This window comes from Streptomyces sp. NPDC107471 (genome assembly GCF_055582845.1).
In genome coordinates, this window is sequence record NZ_JBVJPC010000014.1 from 21,785 (window position 1) to 47,265 (window position 25,481).

The window sequence follows — 25,481 nt, forward strand, 5'->3', positions numbered from 1 at the left end:
CCGCCGCCGGTCCCGGGCGGGCCACCCCCTCCAGGAGTCCGCCATGACCATCGCCCGCGTCGACCGCCGCGCCCCGCGGTCCCCGGCCAGGCCCCGGGACGCCGGTCCCACCGCCCCGGCCGACAACCCGGCACTGCGGCGACATCGGCGCACGAACCGGCTGACCGCGCTGGCGTTCCTCGCGCCGCTGGCCCTCTACCTCGCCGCGTTCTACGTCTATCCCCTGTACCGCAACCTCGACCTGAGCCTGCGTGACTACACGGTCCGGTCGTTCGTCGCGGGCGACGCGCCGTTCTCCGGGCTGGACAACTTCAGGACCGTTCTGGACGACCCCACGTTCGGCCCGGCGATACGCCACACCATGATCTTCACCTTCGTGTCGATCGCCTTCCAGTACGCCGCCGGGCTCGCCCTCGCGGTCTTCTTCAACCGGCACTTCCGGCTGGCCGCCACCCTCAGGGCACTGTTCCTGATCCCGTGGCTGCTGCCGCTGATCGTGTCGGCGTCGACCTGGTCGTGGATGCTCAACAGCGAGTCCGGCGTCCTCAACTACGCCCTGCACACGGTCGGCGTGGCCCCCGTCGACTGGCTCAACTCGCCGCACTGGGCCCTGACCTCGGTCATCATCGCCAACATCTGGATCGGCATCCCGTTCAACCTGGTCATCCTCTACAGCGGGTTGCAGAACATCCCCGGCGAGCTCTACGAGGCGGCCTCCCTGGACGGGGCGAACGCCTGGCAGCAGTTCCGGCGGATCACCTTCCCGCTGCTGCGTCCGGTCTCCGCGATCACCCTGCTGCTGGGTCTCGTCTACACCCTCAAGGTGTTCGACCTGATCTGGATCATGACCAAGGGCGGTCCCGGCGACGCCTCCTCCACCCTGGCGACCTGGTCCTACCAGCTCGGCTTCGGCTCCCTGCTCCCGAAGTTCGGTCCCGGGGCCGCCGTCGGCAACATCCTCATCCTCATCGCCCTCCTCTTCGGACTGCTCCACATCCGTGTCCAGAGGAGGCAGGAAGCATGAAGTCCCGTACGGGCAAGCGCCGTTACACCGTCATCGGTCTCCTGCTCACCGCCGTGATGCTGTTCCCGGTCTACTGGATGCTGAACGTGTCCCTGACCCCGCAGCAGGACATGCGCAAGAGCCCGCCCGACCTGCTGCCGCTGCATCCCACCTTCGAGGGCTACCGCGCCGTCCTGCACGACCAGATGCCCTACCTCGGCACCAGCCTGCTCATCGGGGTGGGCACGGTCGTGCTCACCCTCCTGCTCGCCGCCCCGGCCGGCTTCGCCCTGGCCAAGCTCCGCCCACCGGGCGGCGGTCTCCTCGGCCTCGCCCTGCTGGTCGCCCAGATGATCCCCGGCATCGTCATGGCGATGGGCTTCTACGGCATCTTCCTCGACCTCGGCCTGCTGAACTCCTGGTGGGGCCTGATCGTCGCCGACTCCACCATCGCGGTGCCGTTCGGCGTCATGATCTTCACGGCGTTCATGTCGGGCATCCCCGGCGAGCTCATCGCCGCCGCCCGCATCGACGGGGCCGGAACCTGGCGCACCTTCCGGTCCGTGGTGCTCCCGGTGAGCCGCAACGCCCTCGTCACGGTCTCCCTCTTCAGCTTCCTCTGGGCCTGGTCCGACTTCGTCTTCGCCAACACCCTCGACGGCGGCGGCGAACTGCGCCCGATCACCCTCGGCATCTACCACTACATCGGCAACAACAACCAGGAATGGAACGCGATCATGGCCACCGCCGTCGTCGCGTCCCTGCCGGCCGCGGTGCTGCTCGTCCTCGCGCAGCGCTACGTGGCCGCCGGTGTGACCGCGGGCGCGGTCAAGGACTGACCCCTCCCCGTGCCCGCCGCCCCCGGCCCACCGACCGGGCGGGGCCGGTCCCCGCCCTGCCCCGCGACCGTCGCCCCCGCTCCACCCGTCCGACGCGGTCCCCGCACCACCCAGCCCTCTGGCGCGCCGCGCCACCGGTATGTCCCCCTCCAGACCTCAGGAGAGCCGCTGATGTCGTACCTGAGCTCCCGTCACCGCCGCAGAATCCCGCTCGGCCGCTGCACCGCCGCCGTCATGGCCACCGCACTCGCCACCGGCGCCGCGGTCCTGACAGGCGGATCCGCCGAGGCCGTCCCCGCCTCGTCCACCACCCTCGTGGTCAATGCAGCACAGACCCTGCGACCCGTCACGCACGTCGCCACCGGCAGCCTCTACGGTCTGGCCGACAACAGCACACCTGCCGACAGCCTGGTCCAGGCGCTCAAGCCGAACACCTTCGTCCAGATGGCCCCCGGCGGCAGCCAGCTCCCCAACGGCGAACCCAAGCCCGCCGGCGACGCCCTCGTGGTGGCGGCGAAGGCGGCCCGCGCGGGCGCCAAGGTCGTCGTCCGGATGCCGGACTGGTACCCGAACTTCCCCTATCGCTGGGTGAGTTGGAGCGACTGGCTGTCCGCCGTCGACAAGCAGGTGACCGCCGTCAAGGCCTCCGGCGCCACCAACATCAGCGCCTACGAGCTGTGGAACGAACCCGACTGGACCTGGGACACCGCCAACGCCGGTGCCTTCAACGCCGGTTGGGCGCGCACGTTCAAACAGGTCCGCGCCAAGGACGCCACCACACCGATCCAGGGCCCGAGCCACTCGGCGTGGAACCAGTCCTGGATGAGCTCGTTCCTCACGGACGCGAAGGCCTCCGGCACGGTCCCGGACGTCATCGCCTGGCACGAGCTCCAGGGCAGCCAGGACATCGCCGCACACGTCTCCGCGTACCGCGCGCTGGAGTCGAGCCTCGGCATCAGCCCGCGGCCGATCGACATCGAGGAGTACGGCACGCCCGCCGAGATGGGCAACTCCGGTGCCCTCATCGGCTACGCGGCCAAGTTCGAGCGGACCGGTGTGCGGGACGCCGAGCTCGCCTTCTGGAACCACTACGGCACCCTCGGCGACACCCTGACCGACACCGGCGCCTCGCCCAACGGCTCGTACTGGACGTACAAGTGGTACGGCGACATGTCCGGCAGCATGCTGGTCACCACGCCGCCCGCCCAGACCGGGATCGACGGCCTCGCCTCGCGCAACGGCGCGGGCAACCAGATCAGCGTGATCGCCGGCGGCTGCACCGGCTCCTGCGCCGTGACGGTCAACGGCCTGAACTCCCTGTCAGCCTTCGGCAGTACGGTCCACGTCAGGCTGGAGTACAGCCCCGGCACCGGCCGCACCGCCGCGTCCCCCGGACCGATCACGATCTCCGACGCCGACTACCCCGTCAGCAACGGCTCCGTCACGGTGCCGGTTGCGATGAACGCCACCGACGGCTACCACCTGGTGATCACCCCCAGCGGTACCAACACCTCGCTGGCCGGGCGCTACCAGATCACCAACAGGAACAGCAGCCTCGCGCTGGGCACCCTCAACGCGGGTACGGCCCAGGGCACTGCAGTCGTCCAGGCCACGTCCACCACCGGCACCGACCAGAACTGGACGCTGGTCGCCGCCGGTTCGGGCCTCTACAAGATCGTCAACCAGAAGAGCGGGCTGCTGCTCGGCATCACCGACGCGGGTACCGCGGACGGCGGCACCGCCCTGATCTGGGGTGACAACGGCACCGCCGACCACCTGTGGCAGCTCGTCCCGGCCCGTGACGGCTACTACAAGATCGCCAACTACAACAGCGGCCGACTGCTCGGCGTGGACCAGATGAGCACGTCCTCCGGTGCGCGGGTCCTGCAGTGGTCCGACAACGGCACGGCCGACCACCTGTGGAGACTGACCGCCCGCTGACCCACCGCACCCCCGCCGACGGCCGTGGCCGTCGCCCGATGGGCCCCGCACGCGGTGCGGGGCCCACACGGTCGGCGATTCGCTGGCGACGTCGAAATGATTCGACCGTTCGGCCGGAATCGATGTTGTCCGGCGGGCGGTCGGCCGTTCGTCAGGTGTTGACATGTCCAGGTCGACCTTTAGCATCCGTACAGCCAACGATCCGAAAGTCGATCGAAATTTCGAACTTTCGGGACGGGGCAAACCCGGGACATCGGCCGACGGCCCCGTCCACGGCGCCCCCTGAAAGGAGTCCCTGGTGCCCCGATCCTCAGGCGGACGACTGCTCCGCGTCTTCGCGGCCACCGTGCTGGCGCTCACCGCGTCCTTGACGGTCTCCGCCCGTTCACCCGCTGTGGCCGCCCCGGGCAGCCCCGCACTCACCCCACCCCTGGGCTGGAACAGTTGGAACAGCTTCGGATGCGGGATCACCGAGGCGCAGGTCCGCCAGGCCGCCGACGCGATGGTGTCCTCCGGTATGCGGGACGCCGGCTACCGGTACGTCGTGGTGGACGATTGCTGGTTCGACCCGCAGCGCGACGCGGCGGGCAATCTGCGGGCCAACGCGACCAAGTTCCCCGGCGGGATGAAGGCACTGGGGGACTACATCCACGGCAAGGGCCTGAAGTTCGGCATCTACCAGGTACCCGGCGAGCGCACCTGCGCGCAGACCAGCGGCGCCTATCCGGGCTCGACGGGCAGCAGAGGCCACGAGACGCAGGACGCCGCCACCTTCGCCTCCTGGGGCGTCGACTACCTCAAGTACGACTGGTGTTCCTCCAGCGGTACCCGCGACGAGCAGGTCGCGCGATTCACGCTGATGCGGGACGCCCTGCGTGCCACCGGACGGCCGATCGTCTACAGCATCAACCCCAACAGCTTCCACGCCATCACCGGCGCCACGTACAACTGGGGCGAGGTCGCCGACCTGTGGCGCACGACCGAGGACCTGCTCGACATCTGGCAGAACGGCAACACCAACAGCTACCCGATGGGCGTCGGCAACGTCCTGGACATCACCGCGCCACTGGCGGCACAGTCCGGCCCGGGGCACTGGAACGACCCCGACATGCTGGTCGTGGGCCGCCCCGGCCTGTCACTGACGGAGTCCCGCTCGCACTTCGCCCTGTGGGCGCTGCTCGCCGCGCCGCTCATGGCCGGCAACGACATCCGCACCATGTCCGCCGACGTGAGCGCGATCCTGCGCAACCCGCGTCTGCTGGCGGTGAACCAGGACCCACTGGGCGCGGGCGGCCGCAGGGTCCGCGACGACGGCAACACCGAGGTGTTCGCCAAGCCTCTGTCCGACGGCTCGGTCGCGGTAGGCCTGTTCAACCGGGGAAGCGGCACAGCGAACATCACCACCACGGCCGCCCAAACAGGCCTGTCCGGTGGGCCGTTCACACTGACGGACCTGTTCAGCGGCGCTACGTCCAGTACATCGGGGCAGATCTCGGCCGGCGTCCCCGCACACGGCGTGGCCGTGTTCCGGGTGACCGGTGGCAGCCCCGTGCCCGCCACCACCTCCCGGCTGCGCGGCAACGCCTCCGGCCGCTGCGTGGACGTGGACAACGCCTCCACCGCTGCCGGGGCCACGGTGCTGCTCTGGGACTGCCACACGGCGGCCAACCAACTATGGACCACGTGGGCCGGTGGCGAGGTCCGCGTCTTCGGCGACAAGTGCCTGGACGCCTACGACCAGGGCACCACCAACGGTACCCGCGTCATCACCTGGCCCTGCAACGGCCAGGACAACCAGAAGTGGACCGTCGCCTCCGACGGGACCGTTCGCAATGTCCACGCCGGACTGTGCCTCGATGCCAACGGGTCCGGTACCGCCAACGGCACCGCGCTGGTGCTGTGGGCCTGCAACGGCCAGGCCGGCCAGAGATGGACACGCCTGTGAGGGCGTAGGGGTGAGCCGACCGCACGCGGGAGGAGCGGTGCCCTGGCCACCGGGAGGATGACCAGGGCACCGGTCGTTCGGTACGCCGTGCTGGTCACCGCTCCCTGGGAGTCGACGACAGTCGCCGGGGGCCTGCCGTTCGGCCGGTGGACTCAGCCGTCGAGGGGCTCGTAGTCGAACCAGTCGAAGTGGACGGCGCCCGCGGTAACGTACATGCCGATGACCCGGCCGGTGAAGCCGCCCGCGACCTCGGTCGACAGGTAGCGGCCGTCGAGGCTCGCGAGCTCGGTGCACGTGCCGTCGGGCTGCTCGACGCCGAGGGAGACGACGTCGGGTCCGGTGCACGGGCCGTGCGGCGGGGGCGGGTCCGTGACGGTGACGACGAGGACCACCGGTCCGGCGGGCACGGAGTGCTCGGCCACGACCGTGCGCAGCGAGCCGACGCGCGCGACCACCCGCACCTGTGTGCCGGACACCTCGATCGCGTAGTGGTGCCGCTCGTCGAGCCGGACGGCGAGGCCCCCGTCCCCCTCCGAGGCATCGACGAGAACGCGCGCCCGGCACGACGGATGCTGCTGGCGCCGACCGGTGAACACCGCGTCGGGCTCGTCCAGGGAACCGCCCCGCGCACGCAGTGTCAGCCAGCCGGGCCGCTCCTTGGTGGTGCAGTGCTCGGCCGACCGGTCGCGCAACGAGATCCAGAGGGGCCGCAGTTCGGCCTGCTCGAAGTCGTCGCGGTACTCCTCGGCGGGGCCGGGGACGAGCGGCCAGGGCAGCTCGGGCAGGTCCAGGGCGACCTCGCCGACGACCGGCCAGCCGTCCACCCAGCTCACCGGTGCGAGGAAGGTCTCGCGCCCCAGTACGTGCCAGCCGGGGGTGCCGCCGCGCGGCCGCACGCCGAGCAGGACCATCCACCAGGAGCCGTCGGGCCCCTGGACCAGGTCCGCGTGCCCGGTGTTCTGCACCGGGTGGTCGGTGCCGCGGTGGGTGAGGACGGGATTGGCCGGACACGGCTCGAACGGCCCGTCGGGCGTACGACTGCGGGCGATCGACACACCGTGGCCGCGCTCGGTGCCGCCCTCGGCGATGAGCAGGTACCAGTACTCGCCGATGCGGTAAAGGTGCGGCGCCTCCGGGGCCTTCGCACCCGGCCCGCCCGACCAGACGCTGTGCGGAGTGCCGTACGTCTGCCCGGTGGCCGGGTCGATACGGACCTGCGCGACCCCGGCGACCGTGCACCAGCAGGTGCCGTCCTCGTCCCAGGCGAGGTCGGGGTCGATGCCGGGCACCCCCGGCGCCCGGACGGGATCCGACCACGGTCCGGCCGGGTCGGTGGCCGTGACGATCAGGTTTCCGCCGCCCTCGCTGCAGTTGGTGACGATCAGCCAGAACCGGCCGTCGTGGTGGCGCAGGGTGGGCGCGTAGATCCCGCCGGAGGACGGCATGTCGGCCGGGAGCCGCAACTGGCCAGGCCGGTCGAGGACGTTGCCGATCTGCGTCCAGTGCACCAGGTCGCGGCTGTGGAAGAGCGGTATGCCCGGGAAGTACTCGAAGCTGGAGCAGGCGAGGTAGTAGTCGTCGCCGACGCGGCAGACGCTGGGGTCCGGGTGGAAGCCGGGGATCACGGGGTTGGTCGCGTGTCCGTCCGGCTGGTGCAGAGGGGGCACCCGATGGGTCCTCTCGTCGAGTCGTGGGCGAGGCGCGGGGTGGTGCGGAGGCAGGTGACGGCCGGTGTCGAAGCGCTTCACCTGACAGGCGAAGGTAATAGAAGAGATTCATCTGAGACAAGAGCAGGGGGGTTTGGCAACTGAACCCATGGCGGGGCAAAGAGGACTGAAGGTCTGCTGTCGATGCGCTTCGACAGAAGTCGGGGTCGTCGAGGTGCGTGTCCTCGGAGTCGGCGCTCGCGGTGGCCGGCCTGACCTCGCCGTCCCATCCGTGTGTTTCCGCCCCATTGTGTTGAGCCAACGGCCGTCCTACTGTTCGACTTTGCCTGAGTCTGTTTGATGCTGAGTGGTCAGGCGAGAGGGAGGCCGCAGTGCGAGGCAATCGGACCGATGCAGAGACCGCGAGACCCGGTCGGCGCGGATGGTGGAGGGCGGTCCTCGCGACGGCCGCCACCGTCGCCCTGGCCGTGGGCCTGACCGCGCCCGCCGCGGCGCGGGAGACGGGCGGGACCGCGGGCGCCGCGCCGCCCGCCGCCGACGCGCAGGCGCACACGGTGAGTCTCGACGGCTACTCGTTCCTCGTCGACGGGAACCGCACCTACCTCTGGTCCGGCGAGTTCCACTACTTCCGGCTCCCGAGCCCGGACCTGTGGCGGGACATCTTCCAGAAGATGAAGGCCGCCGGCTTCAACTCCACCTCCCTGTACTTCGACTGGGGCTACCACTCGCCGAAGCCGGGCGTGTACGACTTCACCGGGGTCCGCGACGCCGACAAGGTGCTCGACATGGCCGAGGAGGCCGGGCTCTACGTCATCGCCCGCCCCGCCCCCTACATCAACGCGGAGGTCGACAGCGGTGGTCTGCCCGGCTGGCTGACCACCAAGGCCGAGAACAACCGCAGTGACGATCCGCGGTTCCTCAAGTACGCCGACGAATGGCTGACGCAGATCGACCGGATCATCGCCCGGCACCAACTCACCAACGGCACCGGGTCGGTCATCGCCTACCAGGTCGAGAACGAGTACTACAACGGCTCCGCAGCCGCCCGTTCCTACATGCAGCACCTGGAGGACAAGGCGCGCGCCGACGGCATCACCGTGCCGCTGACCGGCAACAACAACGGCACCTTCAACTCCGGTGCCGGCGCCCTCGACGTGGACGGCCCGGACTCCTACCCGCAGGGCTTCGACTGCTCGAACCCCTCGAAGTGGAACGGCGTCCCCGACATCAGCTACGACCACCCGGCGGGCAAGCCGCTGTACTCCCCGGAGTTCCAGGGCGGCGCCTTCGACCCGTGGGGCGGCCCGGGCTACGACAAGTGCGCCGAGCTGATCAACGACCGCTTCGCCAACGTCTTCTACAAGCAGAACATCGCGGTCGGCGCGACGGCACAGAGCTTCTACATGACGTACGGCGGCACCAACTGGGGCTGGCTGAGCATGCCCCAGAACTACACGTCGTACGACTACGGAGCCGCCATCCGGGAGACCCGCCAGCTCGACCCGAAGTACGACGAGGACAAGCTGATCGGGTACTTCACCCAGTCGGTGGCCCCGCTGACCAAGACCGACGCGATCAGGACCACGCCCCCGGACAACACCGCGGTCGTCGACACCGCGCGGATGAACCCCGACACCAAAACGCAGTTCCATGTGCTGAGGCACGGGAACTCCACGTCCACGGCCGTCGACAGCACACACATCTCGCTGGACTTCCACGCCCAGCCCGCCGGGGACACCACCTACACCTGGGACGACCCCGACTCCGCGCTCCAGTACGCCGGTTCCTGGTCCCACGTGCACGACACGAGCTACACCGGCGGCGACTACAAGCACACCGAATCCTTCTCCAACACGGCCGGTGACTCGCTCACCGTCCCCTTCGACGGCACCGCGGTCCGCTGGATCGGCTCGAAGACCGGCAACCACGGCAACGCCGACGTCTACCTCGACGGCACCAAGGTGGCGACCGTCGACGACTCCGGCAGCGAGAACCAGGCGGTGGTCTTCCAGAAGACCGGCCTGGCCCCCGGGGCGCACACGCTGAAGATCGTCGTCGCCGGCACCCACGGCTCGGGGTCCACCGACACCTTCGTGGCCGTCGACGCCATCGACGTGCCGACGGGTACGGCCGCCACGGAACCCACCTACCCGGTCGTGCCCCAGCAGCCGGGCACCGCGATCACGCTCGACGGACGCGACTCCCATGTGCTCGTCGCCGACTACCGCCTCGGGGAAGCGCAGTTGCAGTACTCCACCTCCGAGCTCATGACCGGCGCGACCATCGGTGACCGCGACCTGGCCGTGCTCTACGGCGACCAGGGCAGCGACGGCGAGACCGTCCTGCGCTACTCCTCCAGGCCCACCGTGACCACCAGCGGCGGTACCGCCACGACCACCTGGGACCCGGCCACGGGTGACCTGCGGCTCAACTACACCCACAAGGGCCTCGTGCGGATCAGCGTCAGCGGCGGCGGACAGCGCCCGCTGCTGCTGCTCGTGGGGGACAAGGCCACCGCGAAGACCTTCTGGCGCCAGGACACCGCGACCGGCCCGGTGCTGGTGCGCGGCACCCATCTGCTACGGACCGCGACCAGCCGGGACGGCGGCCGCACCGTGGCGCTGACCGGCGACAACGCCGACGACAGGAACATCGAGGTGTTCACCTCCGCCGACCACGTCACCTGGAACGGCAGGACGTTGAAGACCCGGACCACCGACACGGGAAGCCGCACCGGCACGATCCCGGTGGCCGCTCCGGTGCACCTGCCGGCCCTGACGAACTGGAAGCACGCCGAGGAGTCCCCCGAGGCGGCCGCCGGTTTCGACGACACCGCCTGGCAGGTGGCCGACCGGACCACCACCAACAGCGTCTCCGGCGTCACCAAGCTGCCGGTGCTCTACGCGGACGACTACGGGTTCCACACCGGCAACACCTGGTACCGCGGCCGCTTCCACGCCTCCGGCAAGGAGACCGGCATCCACCTGGTCTCGGACTCCGGCGGCGGCGCACAGGCCTTCTCCGCCTGGCTCAACGGCACCTTCCTGGGCAGCTCCACCACGGGCGGCGCCGACTTCACCTTCCCGGCCGGCTCGGTCAAGTCCCAGGGGGACAACGTCCTTTCGGTGCTCACCGTCAACATGGGGCACGAGGAGGACTACAACTCCACCAACGGCAACAAGACCGCGCGCGGCCTGACCAGCGCCTCCCTGGTCGGAGCCCCTCTGACCTCCGTCACCTGGCGCCTCCAGGGCGTGCGCGGTGGAGAGGACCTCCAGGACACCGTGCGCGGCCCGCTGTCCACTGGCGGCCTGTACGGCGAGCGGGCGGGCTGGTCCCTGCCCGGCTACCCGGACGCCAAGTGGAACCGGGTCTCCCTGCCCACGACCGACACCCGCCCCGGGGTCTCCTGGTACCGCACCGACGTCAGGCTGGACCTGCCGCACGGCCAGGACACCTCACTCGGCCTGACGTTCACCGACGACCCGGCACGCAAGTACCGGGCCACGCTCTTCGTGAACGGCTGGCAGGTCGGCAACTACGTCAACTACCTCGGCCCGCAGCACACGTTCCCCGTCCCCAACGGCATCCTCGACCCGAACGGCCGCAACAGCATCGCCATCGCCGTGTGGAACCTGGACGGCAGCACCGGCGGCCTCGGCAAGGTCTCGCTCACCGACTACGGCAGCTACGCCTCGTCCCTGCGCGTCACGCAGAACGACAGCCCCCGCTACGACGCCCGCAAGTACGCCATGCCCAGTCGTCCCGGAGCGCAGGTCGCCCTGGAGGTGCCGGACACGGCCCAGCCGGGGGAGGCCTTCACGGCCCGGACGACGGTACGGGTGCCGAAGGGCGAAGCGCCCGCGTCCCGGCTGACGGCCTCGCTGTCCGCCCCCGACGGCTGGACCGTGAGCGCCACCAGCCCGCAGTCCCTCACGCGCCTGGAGCCGGGCGGATCGGCCGCCTTCACCTGGAAGGTCCAGCCCCCGGCGGGAGACCTGCCGTCCGCCTCCGCCCTCACCACCACGGTCCACTACACACAGAAGGGACGGCAGGCCACCGGCACCGACGAGCGCATCGTCGGCGGGATACCACCGGCCCCGCCGGCCGGGAAGAGCGCGGTCAGCGACCTGCCGTTCCTGTCCTCCACCAACGGGTGGGGTCCCGTGGAACGCGACAGCAGCGTCGGTGAACAGGCGGCCGGGGACGGTCGTACGATCACCGTCGCGGGCGTGAGTCACGCCAAGGGCCTCGGCACCAACGCCCTCAGTGACGTCCAGCTCTACCTCGGCGGAAAATGCTCGCGGTTGACGGCGGAGGTCGGCGTCGACGACGAGACGGGCGGCGCGGGAACCGTGACGTTCTCCGTGGTCGCCGACGGCAGGACCCTCGTGACCACGCCGACGATGCGCGGGCGCCAGGCCGCCGTGCCCGTCGACGTCGACGTCAGCGGCGCCCAGGTGGTCGACCTCAAGGTCGGCGACGCCGGCGACGGCAACGGCAACGATCACGGCGACTGGGCGGTACCGACACTGACGTGCGGCTGACGGCCGTACCGGGAAGGTCTGGTCCCCGTTTTCCTCACGGCCCGTCCGGGCTCCAGCTCGGGCGGCGTCGTGGGGGTCCGGCGAGGATCAGTTGTTCGAGGCCGGCGTAGCGTTCGCGGGCGCGACGGGCGCTGCGGCGACCGCTCAGGACGGTGCACAGCCAGCCGCACGCGAAGCCCACCGGCACGGAGACCAGCGCGGTCGTGGTGAAGGGGAACCAGTTCAGGTCGGCCTCCGGCAGGGCCGAGGTGGGGGACCCGGAGACGAGCCGGGTGCCCGACATCAGGACCAGGACGGCGATCGAGCCGCCGATCAGCGTGCCGAGCAGGCCGGGCTTGCCGAAGCGCCGCCAGAACAGCGAGTAGACCAGCGCGGGCGCGATGGCGGAGGCGCCCATGCAGAAGGAGAGCGTGGCCAGGGCCTGGAGGCTGCGGTGCTGGGCGAGGGCGGCCAGCAGCACCACGGGGATGCCGACGATCAGCGCGCAGGCCCGAGCGAAGGTCATCTCCCGCAGCGCGGGCATGCCGCGGCCGCGGGAGGCGATCACGTCGTGCGCCAGGGAGTTGGCGCAGGCGAGCGTCATCCCGGCGACGGACGCCAGGAGGGTCAGGAAGATCGCCGTGGTGACGGTGCTGAACACCAGGCTCTCGGCGCGGGAGACGTCGGTCCCGAACACGGCGCGCGCGCCCAGCAGATAGGCGGTGCTGCCGTGCGGGTCGGCGGCCGTGATCCGCTCGCGGCCGACCAGTGCCGTGGCACCGAGGCCGATCACGGTGATCACCAGCATGAACAGGGCGACCGAGGACACCGCCCAGGACATCGTGCGCCGTACCTGGCGGGCGTTGCCCGCGGTGTACATCCGCATGGTGACGTGCGGGAGGCAGGCGCCGCCGAGCACGATGGCGACCTGTGTGCTGATCATGTCCAGTCCGGGGTGCGGCCCGTCCGAGAACTGCAGACCGTACTGGAGGAACGCCTGGCCGGCGCCGCTGCGCTGCGCGGCGGTGTCGACCATCGTCCCGGGGTGCCAGCCGAACGAGGCGAGGATGAGCACGGCGACCACCAGGCCGGAGCCGAGGAGCATCACCGTCTTGATGATCTGGATCAGCGCGGTGCCGCGCATCCCGCCCAGGGCGGCGTAGCTGATCATCAGGATGCCGGCGCCGACGATGCAGCCGGTCTGCATGGCACGGTCGGAGAAGCCGAGGATGAACGCCAGTAGCTGTCCCACGCCCGCCAGTTGCACGATCATCATCGGGATCAGCGACAGCAGGGTCACCGCGCACGCGGTGATGCGCACGGCCCGCCCGGGGACGCGCCGGCTCAACGCGTCGCCCATGGTGAACCTGCCGGTGTTGTGCAGGGGTTCGGCGAGCAGGAACATCAGCAGCAGCAGGGACAGCAGGGTGCTCAACGCCAGGACGACCCCGTCGTAGCCGCACAGCGCGATGACCCCGCCGATGGTGAGCACGGTCGCGGCGGAGATGTAGTCGCCGGCGACCGCCAGGCCGTTGCGCAGCGGGGAGAGCGTTCGGTAGCCGGTGTAGAACTCCTCCAGGTCGTCGCGGTCGGGGCCGGTCAGGACGCACAGCAGGAGGGTGAGGGTGACGACACTGCAGAAGGCGACCAGGGACCAGGACTGCGCGGAGCCGCCGAGGTCGGTCATGCCCGGGCCCGTCCGTCCCCGTCGGCCGGGCGGGCGTACTGGCTGACCCGGCGGGCCAGGGGGTCGACGAAACGCCGTGCCGCGTACTCGAACAGCAGGACGGCCAGCCAGGTGACCGGGATCTGTACGACGGCGAGCAGCAGGCCGGTCGGGAGTCCGCCGGGGGCCGGACGGGCCATGAAGGCGGGCGCCTTGACGGTGAGGGTGAGGAAGAAGGCGAAGTAGCCAAGGGCGACGAGGGTGGCCACCCGCCGCTGCCATCGACAGGCGCGGCGCAGCACGCGCAGGGCGCGGTGGTAGCTGGACCACGAACGCTGACGGGCCCCGCTGCCCGAGCGCTCTCCGGCCGTCGGAAGGGAAGACGGCCGGAGAGCAGTGGGGGAGGGGACCCGTCCGTTCTGCCGGTGCGGCAGGGATAATTCCGAGCGGTCGTAGGACATCCCAAAACTCCTAGCGCGGTGGGCCCGGCAGTCACGGACCGCAAGAAGGTGGGGGAGCGGAGGCGGTTCGGGTCACCGCACGCTATGCGGCTGTCCGGGCCGCGGATGTGTGTTCCGTTGAACTTTCTGCCGACGGCCCCGCGCACCGGGCGGGCGCGACGGATGCCCGTGGGGACGGTGTGACGAAAGGGACCACAGGTGCCCTCTGTGGTCCCTTGTTCGCGCTCTCGGTCGTCTGTACGTCGTACACCAGTCCCAGTCGCCGATGGTCGCTCCGATGGAAGCGGGCCGGTCGGTGGGACGAGGAACCGTACGCCGAATGCCGCAGTGATGTGCGGTGCATCGAGGGGGTGGTACTGCTGGCATATGCCCACCGACTATCGATCCGCCGGAATGTGCCCCGGTGCACGGTCAGGCGCCCCGTCTGCGGTCGACCGCAGCCTCGACGGCGATGGTCAGCGCTCCGCGCGCCGGGCGCGGACGCTCAGGGCGATGACGGAGACGAGGAACCAGAAGGCACCGAAGGCCGAGTACCCGGCAACAGTGGACAGGCTGCTCGTCGCCGAGGCGGAGGAGGCGGCGATGGTGGCACCGGCGAGGACGGACTGCGCGCCGCTCACGATCATCGGCCACTGGGCGCCGACCGTGCGCCGCCGCCGGATCGCCACGACGAGCTGAACCGCTCCGGACAGCAGGGCCCAGACGCCGAAGACGAGAAGGGCCGTCCTGACGGAGGAGAAGGCGGCCACGATCATTCCGGCGGTGGTCGCGAGGCCGAGAGCCACGTTCACGGCACTGACGTTGTCCGAGCCGGTGCCGGCCAGGCGGCGCTCGAGGAGCGTGGCGACCACGTCCCACAGGGGGTAGACGACGAGGAGCACGGCCGCGATCGGGGTGGGGCTGTCCGCCGACACGAGGGAGGCGGAGGTCGTGAGAACCAGTGCCACCCAGACCAGCGAGAAGGCGACGCGGATCAGGTGGAGGGATCGCAGCGCGGAAGGCGTCGGCGCGGTCGTGGTCGTAGCCGGCGAAGTGACGGTGGTCTGTGTCATCGGGAGTCCCGTTGCGATCGTGAGGAAGTGAGGCGGGCGCCTCGACGACGAGTCTCAGCGGCCTCGCACCCCGCCGCGTACTTCGAACGAAGTAGTTGTGCCGCCCACTTCGACGGAACGGGTTCGCGCTGCTCCGGCGCCCGAAGCCGGGCTCGCCGTGTACATCGTTCGAAGTACACGGTCGCGGTGAACGTGCACGAGAATCGGCTCATGGCCACAGCGCACGACAGTCAGGACGGGCCGGTGGCACCCCTGTGGGTCCGCCGCCCCGAGGTGCTGCACCGAGCCGCCTACGTTGTGGCCGCGCTGGTGTTCACCGGTCAGATCGTGGCCGTGGCGCTGCGCGGCTCGGACTGGCCGACGGCCCTCGGCGTACTGCTCGCCGGCAGCGGTGTCGCCCTTTCGTGGCGGCAGCCGTGGGCCGGACTGGTCGTGGTGAGCGCGGCGTCCTTCGCCGTCACAGCGGTCGGGCACGACCCGCTGTCGGTGTGGATGATGGCGGTCCTCGTGCTGTTCTCGGTCAGCCTCAGGGGAAAGCAGCCACTGGTCGCGACCGGCGTCGTGGCGGCGTTCTTCCTGGGCGCGTTCATGACGGTGGGAGGCTTCCGCGGCGGCGCGGTGGTCGGGGCCGCCGCCCTCTTCTCGGCCATGGCGGGAGGTGCGACCGGGGCCGCGCTCCGCATCCACCGGGACCACTGGTGGACCCTGGAGGAGCGGGCCGAGAGCGCCATCGCCACCCGTGAGATCGAAGCCACCCGGCGCGTCACTGAAGAACGGCTCCGTATCGCCCGGGACCTCCACGACGTCATCGGCCACCAGGTCGCGATGCTGAGCATGCACCTGGGGGCCGCCGAGATCGGACTGCCCGCGGACGCCGAGGCCTCCCGGCAGGCCCTCGTGTCCGCCAGGTCCAGCGCCCGCACCGTCGTCGTCGAGACGCAGCGCATCCTCGCCCTCCTGCGCCTCGGGGACGAGGCCAGTGACGACGAGGCGCTCCGGCCGACCCCGGCGCTGAGCGGACTGCGAGGACTGGTCGCCTCCTTCGAGAGTGTCGGCCTCGACGTCCGGGCCGCCATCGAACTCCCCGACGGTTTCGTCGAGCCCAGCGTCGGCGTCACCGTCTACCGGGTCGTCCAGGAAGCACTCACGAACGCCTACCGGCACGGCGAAGGGACCGCGACCGTGGAGGTGCGCGAACAGGACGGCAGGATCCACGTCACCGTGGAGAACCCCGTCGCCCGCTCCGCACATGGCTCCGGCCCCGGCAGCGGACTGGGGCTCGTGGGCATGCGCGAACGCGTCGAGTCCTCCAACGGGCGGCTCACCATCGACGGTCACGACGGGCGGTTCCGGGTCCACGCGGAGTTCAGCCTGCTGGGAGCCGTCGTCCGATGACGCGCATTCTGATCGTCGACGACCAGGACGACATCAGGGCCGGGATCCGGGCGATGCTCCGCCTCGACCCGGGGCTCGTGGTCGCGGGGGAGCTCTCCGACGGGCTCCAGGTGGTGCCCTTCCTCCGGGACCACCCCGTCGACCTCGTGCTGATGGACATCCGGATGCCCGGCATCGACGGCGTCGAGGCCACACGCCGGATCCGCGCGGAGCACTCGCCCCAGGAGACTCGGGTGATCGTGCTGACCACGTTCGACCAGGACGACATCGTGCTAGCCGCGCTGCGCGCGGGCGCCAACGGATTCCTGAGCAAGACCGTGAGCCCCGCTGAACTCGTCGCCGGGATCAACGAGGTCGTCGGCGGTGGCGGCGCGCTGTCGGCCGCCGCCACGGCAGCGCTCATCGGGCACATGACCGACAGTCCGCCGCCGGTGGTCGACCGGGAACTGCTGCGCCGCTTCGACGCGTTGACGCCCAGGGAGCGGGACGTGGTCCTCCTCGTCGCGAGCGGCCTCGGCAACGACGAGATCGCGGCCCAGATGTCCGTGTCGCCGTTCACCGTGAAGACGCACGCGGTACGGGCGATGACGAAGGTCGGTGCACGGGATCGAGCACAACTCGTGTCGTTCACCTTCCGCGCCGGGCTCTATCCCTGACGCCGGGCTTCGGGGGCGACTTCGGGGGCGACGAGGGCAGGATTCGAACCTGCGTCCACCCGGGAACAGAGCCGGGCGCTCCTCCGCAGAGCTTCCTCGTCGCCACCGCGATCATTGCCTGAGCCGCAGTGCGGGGCAACCGGTTTGTGCGCGAGCCGGTCCGGTCACGTCCACTCCTGAACGGCGGCACGCTTCTGCTTGCCGGAGAAGACCCCCGCCGACCGGAGCGCGCCGGCCATGAGCGGATCGGCTACGGCGACCCCGTGGACCAGCTCGGGCGTCCTGCGGAAGGCGACGGCCTCCATCAACGGGCGGGGAGCGGTCCAGGCAGCGGCGACCGGGTCCACCCGGTGCCGGGCGCAGACCGCCTCGACGAGCGAGCGCGGACACTCCTTCTCGCCCCGCAGCACTTCCCAGGGCAGGGGGAGCTCAGCCCAGACATAGGTGTCGGGATGCAGTCCGCCGCCGCTCATGCGGTGCCAGTACGCCACGTCGGCAGCCATCAACCGCGGGACCTTGCCGGGGCAGATCCGGTCCAGGATCTCGTCCTGCCCGAGCTCGGTCAGCAGCGCGAACCAGTGGGCACGGGCCGTGTTCCAGGCCTGCGCGGCCTGGTTCCACGTCGACGAGTCGTCACCGCGGCGCACGATCATCGTGTCGCGCTCCAGCGGATGCCGGTTCCAGGCGTCCTCCAGCAGATCCGCGACCTGGCGCAGGAATCCGTTCCACCGGACCAGCAGGCGAGTGAGGTCCTCGTCGGACACCTGGGCCAGCACGGCGCCCGTGGGGTGCACATGCGCGATGGCGTACCAGCCGGCCCGTTCGGGCGTGAGGCGCTGGAACAGGGCCTCGGCGACCTCGTCGTAGACCTGTCGCTGGCGGCCGTTGGTGAAGACGCTGCGCATGTGGCCGCGCGCCGTGACGTAGGCGATGAAGGCCGCCGTGTCCGGATCGGCGGCGAACAGCTCGTACGGCAGGGCGTGGGCGAGGGCGCCCTTGCCGGTCATGACCACCTCGCGGCGGTGCTGCTCGTGGATGACCCGGGCCAGTTTGGCCTCCATCCGGCGCAGCAGCCGGAAACGCTTGTTGTACTGGCGCTTCGACAGCTCCCCGAGGCCCGCCGCGGCACGCTCGCTCCGGTCGAGGCGATCCATGCCGAAGTCGTTCTGCCCGTACGAGCGGCCGATCTCCTCGCCCGCTCGCCGGATCACCTCCTCGATCCGCGCCGGGTCGTCCCCCGCACCGCCCGGGAGTTGCGGCACGTTCGTGAAGAGGCTTGCCGCCCGGGCGAGTTGACGTTGGGCGCCGACCGGGCGGGCGAACTCCTCCCGCATGGAGGTGTAGCCGTGCCAGAGATTGCGCAGCGAGTGCTCGGCGGCCTTCGCGAGCGCCACGTCGGTCGCCGCGTCGAGGTCCGTGCCCTGGGCGGCGTACATGTCCTGGATGAGCCGGGCCACGTCTTCCGGACGCTTGCGCAGGGTGAGCGAGGCGTGCAGTTCACGGAGGATCTGTTCGGATGCGGGCGACGGCATGCGGCACAGCGTGTCACCACGGCGGCGGGGGTCTCCACTGCTTATTCGCTCGGGGGCCGGCCGGGCCGACGCGGGGCGAGCCGCTGCGGACGGACGAACGGCGGCCGGGCGCCCGTAGGTTGTCCCGGCCGGTACGTGCCCCGCGTGTCGGCCGGACGCCTGCCCTGTGTCAGTGCCGTCCCCGGATGCTGTCGATGATGCGGGTCCAGTTGTCGCCTCCGTGTCCCTGCTCGATCGCGTGGCGGTAGTGGGCCTGCACGGCCAGGGGGAGCGCGAGGTCGAGGCCGAGTGATGCGCTGGTCTCGACGATGTGGTCGGACGTGGCACCCATCATGGTGACCGTGCTCAGAGCGCCGGGGTGTTCTCCGGCGTCCAGTGCGGCGCCAGGGTTCGCCTCCCCGGCCCTGAGGATGTCACCGACCGAGTCGGCGAAGGAGAGCAACTCCGGCAGTGCTTCCGCGGCCTTGAGACCGGCGGTGCCCAGCATCGCGGTGGCGTGCATCAGTGCCGACAACGTGCTGAGGAACACCGTGAGTTGAGCCTGGTACATCATCTGGGCGAGGCCCGGGTCGGCGCCCAGATACCGTGCTGTTCCGAGTGGTGCCAGCGCCGCCCGGTGCTGCTCCATCACCTCTTCACGGCCGCTGTAGAAGATGTGCGCGGCCTCCGTGCCGACCATCGGCGCGGGGACCATGACACCTCCGGTGAGGAAGCCTGCGCCGTGGTTCGCCGCCCAGGCCGCCGCCTCTCGGGTGCGGTCGGGGGTGTCGGAACTCAGGTTGACCAGTGTGCGGCCGGCGAGCGCCGCGGTGGTGCCGCCGAGGATGTCGTACATCGCCCGGTAGTCGGTGAGGCTGAGGAGCACGAGGTCACTCGCTTCGACCGCCTCGCCGGGTGTCGCGGCGAGCCTCGCTCCGTCGGCGACGACGCCGTCGGCCCGGCGGGCGGTGCGGTTCCACACGGTGACCGGGTGCCCGGCGGTGAGGAGGGTGCGGGTCATGGCCTGACCCATCGGACCGAGCCCGATCACGGTGATCGTGTTGTTCTGCCTGGTGGAGTCGTTCAGTTGTTCGTTCACCTCTCCATGGTCGGAGAGCATCGCTAGGGTCGGAAGTACCCACTAATTTCTGCGGTACTTACCTTTCAGTAAGGGGCTCAGTGATGGCCAAGGCACCGAGAAGCGGTCGCTACATCTGCGGCATCGACGCGGGGCTCGACGTGGTCAGCGGAAAGTGGAAGGGACTGATCCTCTGGGAACTCGACGCCCACGGAATGCGCCGTTTCGCCGAACTCCGGCGTGGCTTACCGGGCGTGAGCGAGAAGATGCTGACACAGCACCTCCGGGAGATGGAGGAGGACGGCCTCGTACACCGCAAGGTCTACGCCGAGGTGCCGCCGCGCGTGGAGTACTCCCTCACAGAACACGGCCATACGCTCAACCGGGCGCTGGAACCCTTGGGAGCGTGGGGAGTTGAGCGGATACGCCGGGAGGGGGCCGAGAAGGTCGAGGTGGCGGAGACCGTACCGAACCGGCAGCCGGGCTGAGCCATCGCCTTCCTCGTCCGGCTCGCCCACCACGCTTCGGGGCACGGCAGTACCGAGACCCGCGGCACCTCACATGCGGGCTTTCAGCACGTCGACCTCGCACCCCGGCGCGAACGGGTCGAAGCCGTGCTCCACCAGCCAGCGGACCACCAGCAGACTGCGCAAGGACCACCACGCGCGGATCACGTCCAGGTCTACGGCGGTGCCGTAGCCGGAGATGACGTCGTCCAGGTGGTCCTCGTGCCCGAGAGTGAAGGTGGCGAGGTCGTACAGGGCGTCGCCCTGGCCCGCCTCGGACCAGTCGATGATGCCCGTGACCTCGTCGCCGTCGACGAAGACGTGCGCGATCTGCAGGTCGCCGTGGGTGAACGCCGGAGTCCACGGCCGGAACGCGGCCTCGGCCACCTGGCGATTGCGGGTGACCAGGTCCGCGGGCAGGACGTCGTGCGTCACGAGCCACTCGCACTCGTCATCGAGGTCAGCCACCAGTGAGGCCACGCTCCGGCCGGCCCTGCCGGGGCGGGGCGGCAGCGGGGCGTCGTGCAGCATCCGCATGGCGGCGCCCGCCGCGGCCCATGCGCAGGGCGATCCGGTCGCCGGTCCGCCGAGGCGTCCGACCGTGGTGCCGGGGAGCGCGGCGAGCGCGAGCGCGGGCGGCTCGCGCCACAGGACCCGTGGGGTGGGGACCGGCGCGAGGGCCATCGCCTCGACCTCGGCGTCGAGGCGCGACTGATCGCCGTCCACCTTCAGAAACACATCGCCGACGCGCAGTGTCGCCCGCTCGGAATGAGCGACGACGACCTCGACCTCGTCCATGGGCGACCAGTATCCCGGGGATGCCTCCCGGCGTCGCCGGGTTTCTCACGTGCGATGACGAGGCCGGCCGAGACCCGCCGCCGAGGTCTGGCTACGGGAGGCGCGGGGCGTGGCCGCTCACTGCTCGCCGTGGACTGTCGCCGCCCGGGACCGCTCGGGTCGGCGCAGTCCCGCGACGAGGAGCGCGACCAGGGTGCGCGGGTTGTAGTCGGGGTCGTTCTCCGCGCCCACGCAGAGGTTGCCCACGCCGCGCATCAGCTCGAGCCCTCCGATGCCGGAGCGGATCTCGCCTGCGGCCACAGCGGCGTCGAGAAGCTGAGTGCATACCGGTACGAGGTGCTCGATGAAGTGGGCGTGCAGGGTCTCGAAGCCGGCGTTGTCGTGCTGCAGGGCGGCGGCGAGTCCGTGTTTGGTCACCAGGAAGTCGACGAAGAGGTCGATCCACCGCTCCAGCGCCTCGTACGCGGTGGGGCAGCTCGCCAGCAGGGCGGGGCCGGCCTCGACGCAGGTCTCCACCTGGTGGCGGAAGACCGCGACGATCAGGTCCGCCCGGGTGGGGAAGTGACGGTAGATCGTGCCGATGCCCACGCCGGCCCGGGCGGCGATGTCGCGTACCGGCGCGTCGACGCCCGAGGTGACGAAGACTGCGGCAGCCGCGTCCAGCAGGATCTGCTTGTTGCGCCGGACGTCCTTGCGCTGGGACGCGGCGGCTTTCTCCGTGCCCTGGCGGCTGTCGCTCACTGCGGGGCTCCTCTCGGCGGATCGCGCAGGGATCCGGTTGCGCATGGTTCTTGGAACGAGGTTCCGTTTCGGCCATGATGACAGACCGGGCGAGCGGACCGACCACCGCCACTGCTGCGATCCAGCAAGGGCACGGCCCGATCGGGGTCACCGTCCCCCTGCTCAGCCGGGGGCGCTACTGCCCTGGGGCCGCCAGCCGCCAGCCGCCAGCCGCCAGACGCCGAGCGACCGACGGGTCGGCCGCATCCCGTCCCGTCGACGCACGCGGGCGTCTGGCGGAGGGCACGACCACGCGCGGGCACGGATCTCCCCGCGCGTGGTCGGCAGCCGCCCCCCCAGGCCACGGAGGAGGGGGCGACTTGGGGCAGCCTTACGACCTCACCGTGCTCAGTCGCCGACGGGCGTGCCGAACCAGCGGGAGAGGTGGTGGTCGAGATCCTGCTGATCGTCGCCGATCCAGGCGACGTGGCCGTCGGGGCGGAGCAGGAGGCACGGCACGTCGAGTGGCGCGGTGGGATCGGCGATGAGGTCGACCCGGTCCGACCAGCCTCCGACGGTCAGTCGTTCGGTGCGGTCGAGCAGCAGTCCCCGGCCGTGGTGCAACAGGTCGTAGAGGCGACCCTGCTTCACGTCGATGTCGCGCAGACGGCGGCCGAGCAGCTCGGGCCCTTCGCCGAAGTCGTAGCGGACGCCGATCGCGGTGATCTTCTCGATGAGAAGACGGTTCACCTCGTCGAAGTCCATCAGCTCGGTGAGGAGCCTGCGCACGGCCCGCGGCCCCGGCTCGGTGGACAGCAGTTCCATCTGGGTGCGGGTGTTGTCCAGGACGTCGGCGGCGACCGGATGACGTTCGGCCTGGTAGGTGTCGAGCAGTGTGTCCGGCGCCCGGCCCCGGACCTGAGCGGCCAGTTTCCAGCCGAGGTTGAAGGCGTCCTGAAGACCCAGGTTGAGGCCCTGTCCGCCGATGGGCGGATGGATGTGCGCCGCGTCGCCGGCCAGCAGCACGCGCCCCACCCGATAACGCTCCGCCAGCCGGGTGGCGTCGCCGAAGCGGGACAGCCAGCGCGGGGAGTGCACACCGAAATCGGTTCCGGCGACGGCGCGCAGCCGGTCCCTGAAGTCGTCGAGGGTCGGTCGTGTCGCGCGATCGGTCACTCCCGCCGCCGGAACCACCACGCTGTAGACCCCTTCGCCGAAGGGCCGCAGCCAGAACCGGTGATGGACCTCGCGGACCTCGGCCATCTTGGCGGCGATCTCCTGCGGCGGCACCCCCACCTCCATCTCGCCCATCAGCGTGTCGTTCCGTGCTGGCTCGCCGGGGAAAGCGACCCCGAGCAGCTTGCGCACCGTACTGCGCGCGCCGTCACAGCCGACGAGGTAACGCGAGCGCACCCTCTCGCCGTCGCCCAGGTTGACGGTCACCCCCTGCTCGTCCTGCTCGAATCCGGTGACCGCCCGCCCGCGAAGCACCTGCGCACCGACTTGGGTCGCGTGCTTCTCCAACAGGTCGACGAGGACCGGCTGCGGGATGCCCAGCAGATAGGCGTGCGCCGAATCCAGGCCCTGGGGCGCGGGTTTGTTGATGGCGGCGAAGAAGCCACCGGCCGGACGCTGCCTGCCGTGCGGCAGGATGCGGTCCAACAGCCCGCGCATCGCCATCAGTTCGAGACTGCGCATGTGCAGACCGACGATGCGGACGAAGGACGCGGGCTCGGTGTCCTTCTCCAGGACGAGTACCCGTACATCGTGCAGCCGGAGTTCGGCGGCCAGCATCGCGCCGGTCGGCCCGCACCCGGCAATGATCACGTCGAAGTCGAACCCGGCGGGCTCGCGATCGGTGCCGGCTCCGGCTTCCGACCGCGCGAGTCCGGAGACGCCGCCAGGGGCTCCCGACGGCGGGAGTCCGGGGACGCCTCCCGCGGTGAAGTCGCGGTCGACCGGTTCGTCCGATGACGTGTCGGCGGTGAACTGCGGAGAGTCCATGGGTGTTGCCCTTCAGGAGTGCCTTGTTGTCGAGGCGCTCCCGGCGACACCTGCGTCAGTCGCCGGCCGTGACGGACAGGGGGAGCACCCACATCGCTACAGCGTTCATGGGTCTCACCTCCTCGGGTGGTGTCACGGACAACGGCAAGCTACAAGCCCGATCTTCGCCCGTCCAGTCCTTTTCTCAGCCGCGGGCCGTTCAGGCCCCGGCAGGATCCAAGCGGACGCAGCACCGGCCCGGGGTGGGCGCGAGCTCGGCCGTGTACGCGCGCTCGTCCAGGCCGTGCAGGACACCGCGCAGCAAGTGCAGGTTCATGCCGCACACCGTCTCGGTGTACTCCCGCGCCAGGGCGTGGAAGGGGCAGTTGCCCAGCACGATGGCGCCCGTCTCCTCGTGCCGCGGCTCGAACCCGTGCCGTTCGAGCAGCTCGAAGAGGCTCACGCTCCCTGCCTCGTCGAGTCGCGCGCCGAGTTCCTCGGCCCTGCGGTGCAGTACCTCCTGCACCGGTGCGCCGGTCGCCGCGGATTCCTCCACGGCCTGGGCCAGCAGCCGCCCGGCGAGCTCGTAACGCCGATCCGGCAGGCTGACCGCGATCTGCTTCCGCGAGCGCCGGTACAGCTTCGCCGGCCTGCCCGCTCCCGGCCCCGTCCGCCCGCTGCGCCGCTCATAGACCACGTCGAGGAGGGACTCGTCGGCGAGGCGGTCGAGGTGGAACGCCGCGGTCTGCCGTGCCAGGCCCAGTGCGGCGGCCGCGTCGTCGCGGCTGACGGGCCCGGGCTGGCGCACCACATGGTCGTACAGCCGTCTGCGGGTCGGCTCGTCCAAGGCGGCGATGGCCGAGACATCGGGGTCGCGTACTTCCTTCGGGTCGTCCACGAACACCAGTGTAAAACCCACGACCATTGACTAAAGAAAGGATGGGGTCTTCTATAAGTGATGAGAGTTGTCGTTAGAAGGAGAGGTCGTCATGTCCTCCGCAACCGCAAGCACCCCGTCCGCCGCCGCCACCCGGCGCGGACAGTTCGCTGATCCCGGCTACCAGGCCTTCGTGATCCTGCGTACGGCCTTCACCGTGGCGCCGATCCTGTTCGGGCTGGACAAGTTCGCCAACCTGCTCGTCGACTGGCCCGCCTACCTCGCGCCGTGGATCAACGACCTCGTTCCCGGCAGCGCCCAGGCGGCCATGTACGCCGTGGGCGTGATCGAAATCGTCGCCGGCATCGCCGTGGCCCTCGCGCCCCGTTTCGGAGCCTGGCTGGTGGCCGCCTGGCTGGCCGGCATCATCGTCAACCTGCTGACCATCCCCGACTACTACGACATCGCCCTGCGCGACTTCGGCCTCCTGCTCGCCGCCGTCGCCCTGGCCCGCCTGGCCGCGCGCTATCAGGGCGGGAAGGAGCGCTGACGGCTGGAACGGGCCGGTGTCTCCGGCGGTGGGTGGTGGCCGAACCCGCTGTCGGAGACATGGGCTTGAGGGGGATACGGCGTTCTGCGGGCAGGGCGCCCGGAGTCCGGGGGCCCCTGTGGAGCCGCCTTCGCGTGATCGTCGCGGCTGGTCACAGGGAGACCCACACGTGCGAATGGCGCAGCCTCGGATACGGGTGGTGGCGGGCCCGCCGGCACCGGCCAGGAGAAAGGGCCTTGCAGCGCCACGGGGGAACAGCACTGCAAGGCCCTGACCCCCGTCTGCCCGGCATCAATCGGACCATGCC

At 70.5% G+C, this 25,481-nt stretch carries 19 protein-coding genes and 1 tRNA gene; 9 read left to right on the forward strand and 11 right to left on the reverse strand.

Features of this window, described 5'->3' with window-relative positions:
- Positions 1-43: 43 nt before the first annotated feature.
- From ACZ66S_RS35280 to ACZ66S_RS35295, 4 genes are all read left to right on the forward strand, one after another.
- Positions 44-1,024, forward strand: a complete 981-nt coding sequence (locus ACZ66S_RS35280; RefSeq protein WP_469905642.1) for a carbohydrate ABC transporter permease — start codon at positions 44-46, stop codon at positions 1,022-1,024.
- On the forward strand, positions 1,021-1,842 hold the full coding sequence (locus ACZ66S_RS35285; RefSeq protein WP_469905643.1) for a carbohydrate ABC transporter permease: 822 nt from the start codon (positions 1,021-1,023) through the stop codon (positions 1,840-1,842). Before ACZ66S_RS35280 ends, ACZ66S_RS35285 begins: the two co-directional genes overlap by 4 nt.
- A gap of 171 nt (positions 1,843-2,013) precedes the next feature.
- Complete coding sequence (locus tag ACZ66S_RS35290; RefSeq protein ID WP_469905644.1) at positions 2,014-3,783, forward strand: RICIN domain-containing protein; 1,770 nt, start codon at positions 2,014-2,016, stop codon at positions 3,781-3,783.
- 298 nt (positions 3,784-4,081) lie between these two features.
- Complete coding sequence (locus ACZ66S_RS35295) at positions 4,082-5,728, forward strand: glycoside hydrolase family 27 protein (protein WP_469905645.1); 1,647 nt, start codon at positions 4,082-4,084, stop codon at positions 5,726-5,728.
- Positions 5,729-5,880: 152 nt separating this feature from the next.
- Here ACZ66S_RS35295 and ACZ66S_RS35300 read toward each other — a convergent pair whose 3' ends face one another.
- Positions 5,881-7,395 carry a glycoside hydrolase family 43 protein gene (locus tag ACZ66S_RS35300; protein ID WP_469905646.1) on the reverse strand — a complete coding sequence of 505 codons (1,515 nt, stop codon included), beginning with the start codon at positions 7,393-7,395 and terminating at the stop codon, positions 5,881-5,883.
- A gap of 371 nt (positions 7,396-7,766) precedes the next feature.
- Here ACZ66S_RS35300 and ACZ66S_RS35305 point away from each other — a divergent pair, with 371 nt between their 5' ends.
- The gene (locus tag ACZ66S_RS35305; protein WP_469905647.1) at positions 7,767-11,942 is read left to right on the forward strand and encodes a beta-galactosidase; all 4,176 of its coding nucleotides are present in this window, start codon (positions 7,767-7,769) and stop codon (positions 11,940-11,942) included.
- 34 nt (positions 11,943-11,976) lie between these two features.
- Here ACZ66S_RS35305 and ACZ66S_RS35310 read toward each other — a convergent pair whose 3' ends face one another.
- The 3 genes from ACZ66S_RS35310 to ACZ66S_RS35320 all read right to left on the reverse strand — a co-directional run bounded on the left by ACZ66S_RS35310 (position 11,977) and on the right by ACZ66S_RS35320 (position 15,100).
- Entirely contained in the window at positions 11,977-13,608 is a 1,632-nt protein-coding gene (locus tag ACZ66S_RS35310) for a sodium/solute symporter (RefSeq protein WP_469905648.1), read from the reverse strand.
- Positions 13,605-14,048: a DUF485 domain-containing protein gene (locus ACZ66S_RS35315; protein ID WP_469905649.1), complete on the reverse strand. Its 444-nt coding sequence runs from the start codon at positions 14,046-14,048 to the stop codon at positions 13,605-13,607. The genes ACZ66S_RS35310 and ACZ66S_RS35315 overlap by 4 nt, the downstream gene beginning before the upstream one ends.
- 455 nt (positions 14,049-14,503) lie before the next feature.
- Positions 14,504-15,100: a DUF308 domain-containing protein gene (locus tag ACZ66S_RS35320; RefSeq protein WP_469905650.1), complete on the reverse strand. Its 597-nt coding sequence runs from the start codon at positions 15,098-15,100 to the stop codon at positions 14,504-14,506.
- Between the two features lie 210 nt (positions 15,101-15,310).
- On the opposite strand from ACZ66S_RS35320, the gene ACZ66S_RS35325 reads away from it, so the two are divergent.
- Complete coding sequence (locus ACZ66S_RS35325; RefSeq protein ID WP_469905651.1) at positions 15,311-16,495, forward strand: sensor histidine kinase; 1,185 nt, start codon at positions 15,311-15,313, stop codon at positions 16,493-16,495.
- Positions 16,492-17,151 (forward strand): response regulator transcription factor, encoded by a 660-nt coding sequence (locus ACZ66S_RS35330; RefSeq protein ID WP_469905652.1) that lies wholly within the window; start codon positions 16,492-16,494, stop codon positions 17,149-17,151. The genes ACZ66S_RS35325 and ACZ66S_RS35330 overlap by 4 nt, the downstream gene beginning before the upstream one ends.
- 28 nt (positions 17,152-17,179) lie before the next feature.
- Here ACZ66S_RS35330 and ACZ66S_RS35335 read toward each other — a convergent pair.
- The 3 genes from ACZ66S_RS35335 to ACZ66S_RS35345 all read right to left on the reverse strand — a co-directional run bounded on the left by ACZ66S_RS35335 (position 17,180) and on the right by ACZ66S_RS35345 (position 19,761).
- A tRNA-OTHER gene (locus tag ACZ66S_RS35335) sits at positions 17,180-17,252 on the reverse strand.
- 63 nt (positions 17,253-17,315) lie between these two features.
- Complete coding sequence (locus tag ACZ66S_RS35340; RefSeq protein ID WP_469905653.1) at positions 17,316-18,683, reverse strand: hypothetical protein; 1,368 nt, start codon at positions 18,681-18,683, stop codon at positions 17,316-17,318.
- Positions 18,684-18,852: 169 nt separating this feature from the next.
- Positions 18,853-19,761 carry an NAD(P)-dependent oxidoreductase gene (locus ACZ66S_RS35345; protein ID WP_469905654.1) on the reverse strand — a complete coding sequence of 303 codons (909 nt, stop codon included), beginning with the start codon at positions 19,759-19,761 and terminating at the stop codon, positions 18,853-18,855.
- 83 nt (positions 19,762-19,844) lie between these two features.
- Between ACZ66S_RS35345 and ACZ66S_RS35350 the strand changes: the two genes are divergently transcribed.
- Positions 19,845-20,228 carry a winged helix-turn-helix transcriptional regulator gene (locus tag ACZ66S_RS35350; RefSeq protein WP_469905655.1) on the forward strand — a complete coding sequence of 128 codons (384 nt, stop codon included), beginning with the start codon at positions 19,845-19,847 and terminating at the stop codon, positions 20,226-20,228.
- A 69-nt stretch (positions 20,229-20,297) separates the two neighbouring features.
- Here ACZ66S_RS35350 and ACZ66S_RS35355 read toward each other — a convergent pair whose 3' ends face one another.
- From ACZ66S_RS35355 to ACZ66S_RS35370, 4 genes are all read right to left on the reverse strand, one after another.
- Positions 20,298-21,044 (reverse strand): phosphotransferase family protein, encoded by a 747-nt coding sequence (locus ACZ66S_RS35355; protein WP_469905656.1) that lies wholly within the window; start codon positions 21,042-21,044, stop codon positions 20,298-20,300.
- Positions 21,045-21,161: 117 nt separating this feature from the next.
- Complete coding sequence (locus ACZ66S_RS35360) at positions 21,162-21,785, reverse strand: TetR/AcrR family transcriptional regulator (protein ID WP_469905657.1); 624 nt, start codon at positions 21,783-21,785, stop codon at positions 21,162-21,164.
- A gap of 387 nt (positions 21,786-22,172) precedes the next feature.
- Positions 22,173-23,768 (reverse strand): rifampin monooxygenase, encoded by a 1,596-nt coding sequence (rox, locus tag ACZ66S_RS35365; RefSeq protein ID WP_469905658.1) that lies wholly within the window; start codon positions 23,766-23,768, stop codon positions 22,173-22,175.
- 199 nt (positions 23,769-23,967) lie between these two features.
- Positions 23,968-24,651, reverse strand: a complete 684-nt coding sequence (locus ACZ66S_RS35370; RefSeq protein WP_469905798.1) for a helix-turn-helix transcriptional regulator — start codon at positions 24,649-24,651, stop codon at positions 23,968-23,970.
- Positions 24,652-24,736: 85 nt separating this feature from the next.
- Here ACZ66S_RS35370 and ACZ66S_RS35375 point away from each other — a divergent pair, with 85 nt between their 5' ends.
- Positions 24,737-25,174, forward strand: a complete 438-nt coding sequence (locus ACZ66S_RS35375; RefSeq protein WP_469905659.1) for a DoxX family membrane protein — start codon at positions 24,737-24,739, stop codon at positions 25,172-25,174.
- The last annotated feature ends 307 nt before the right edge of the window (positions 25,175-25,481 follow it).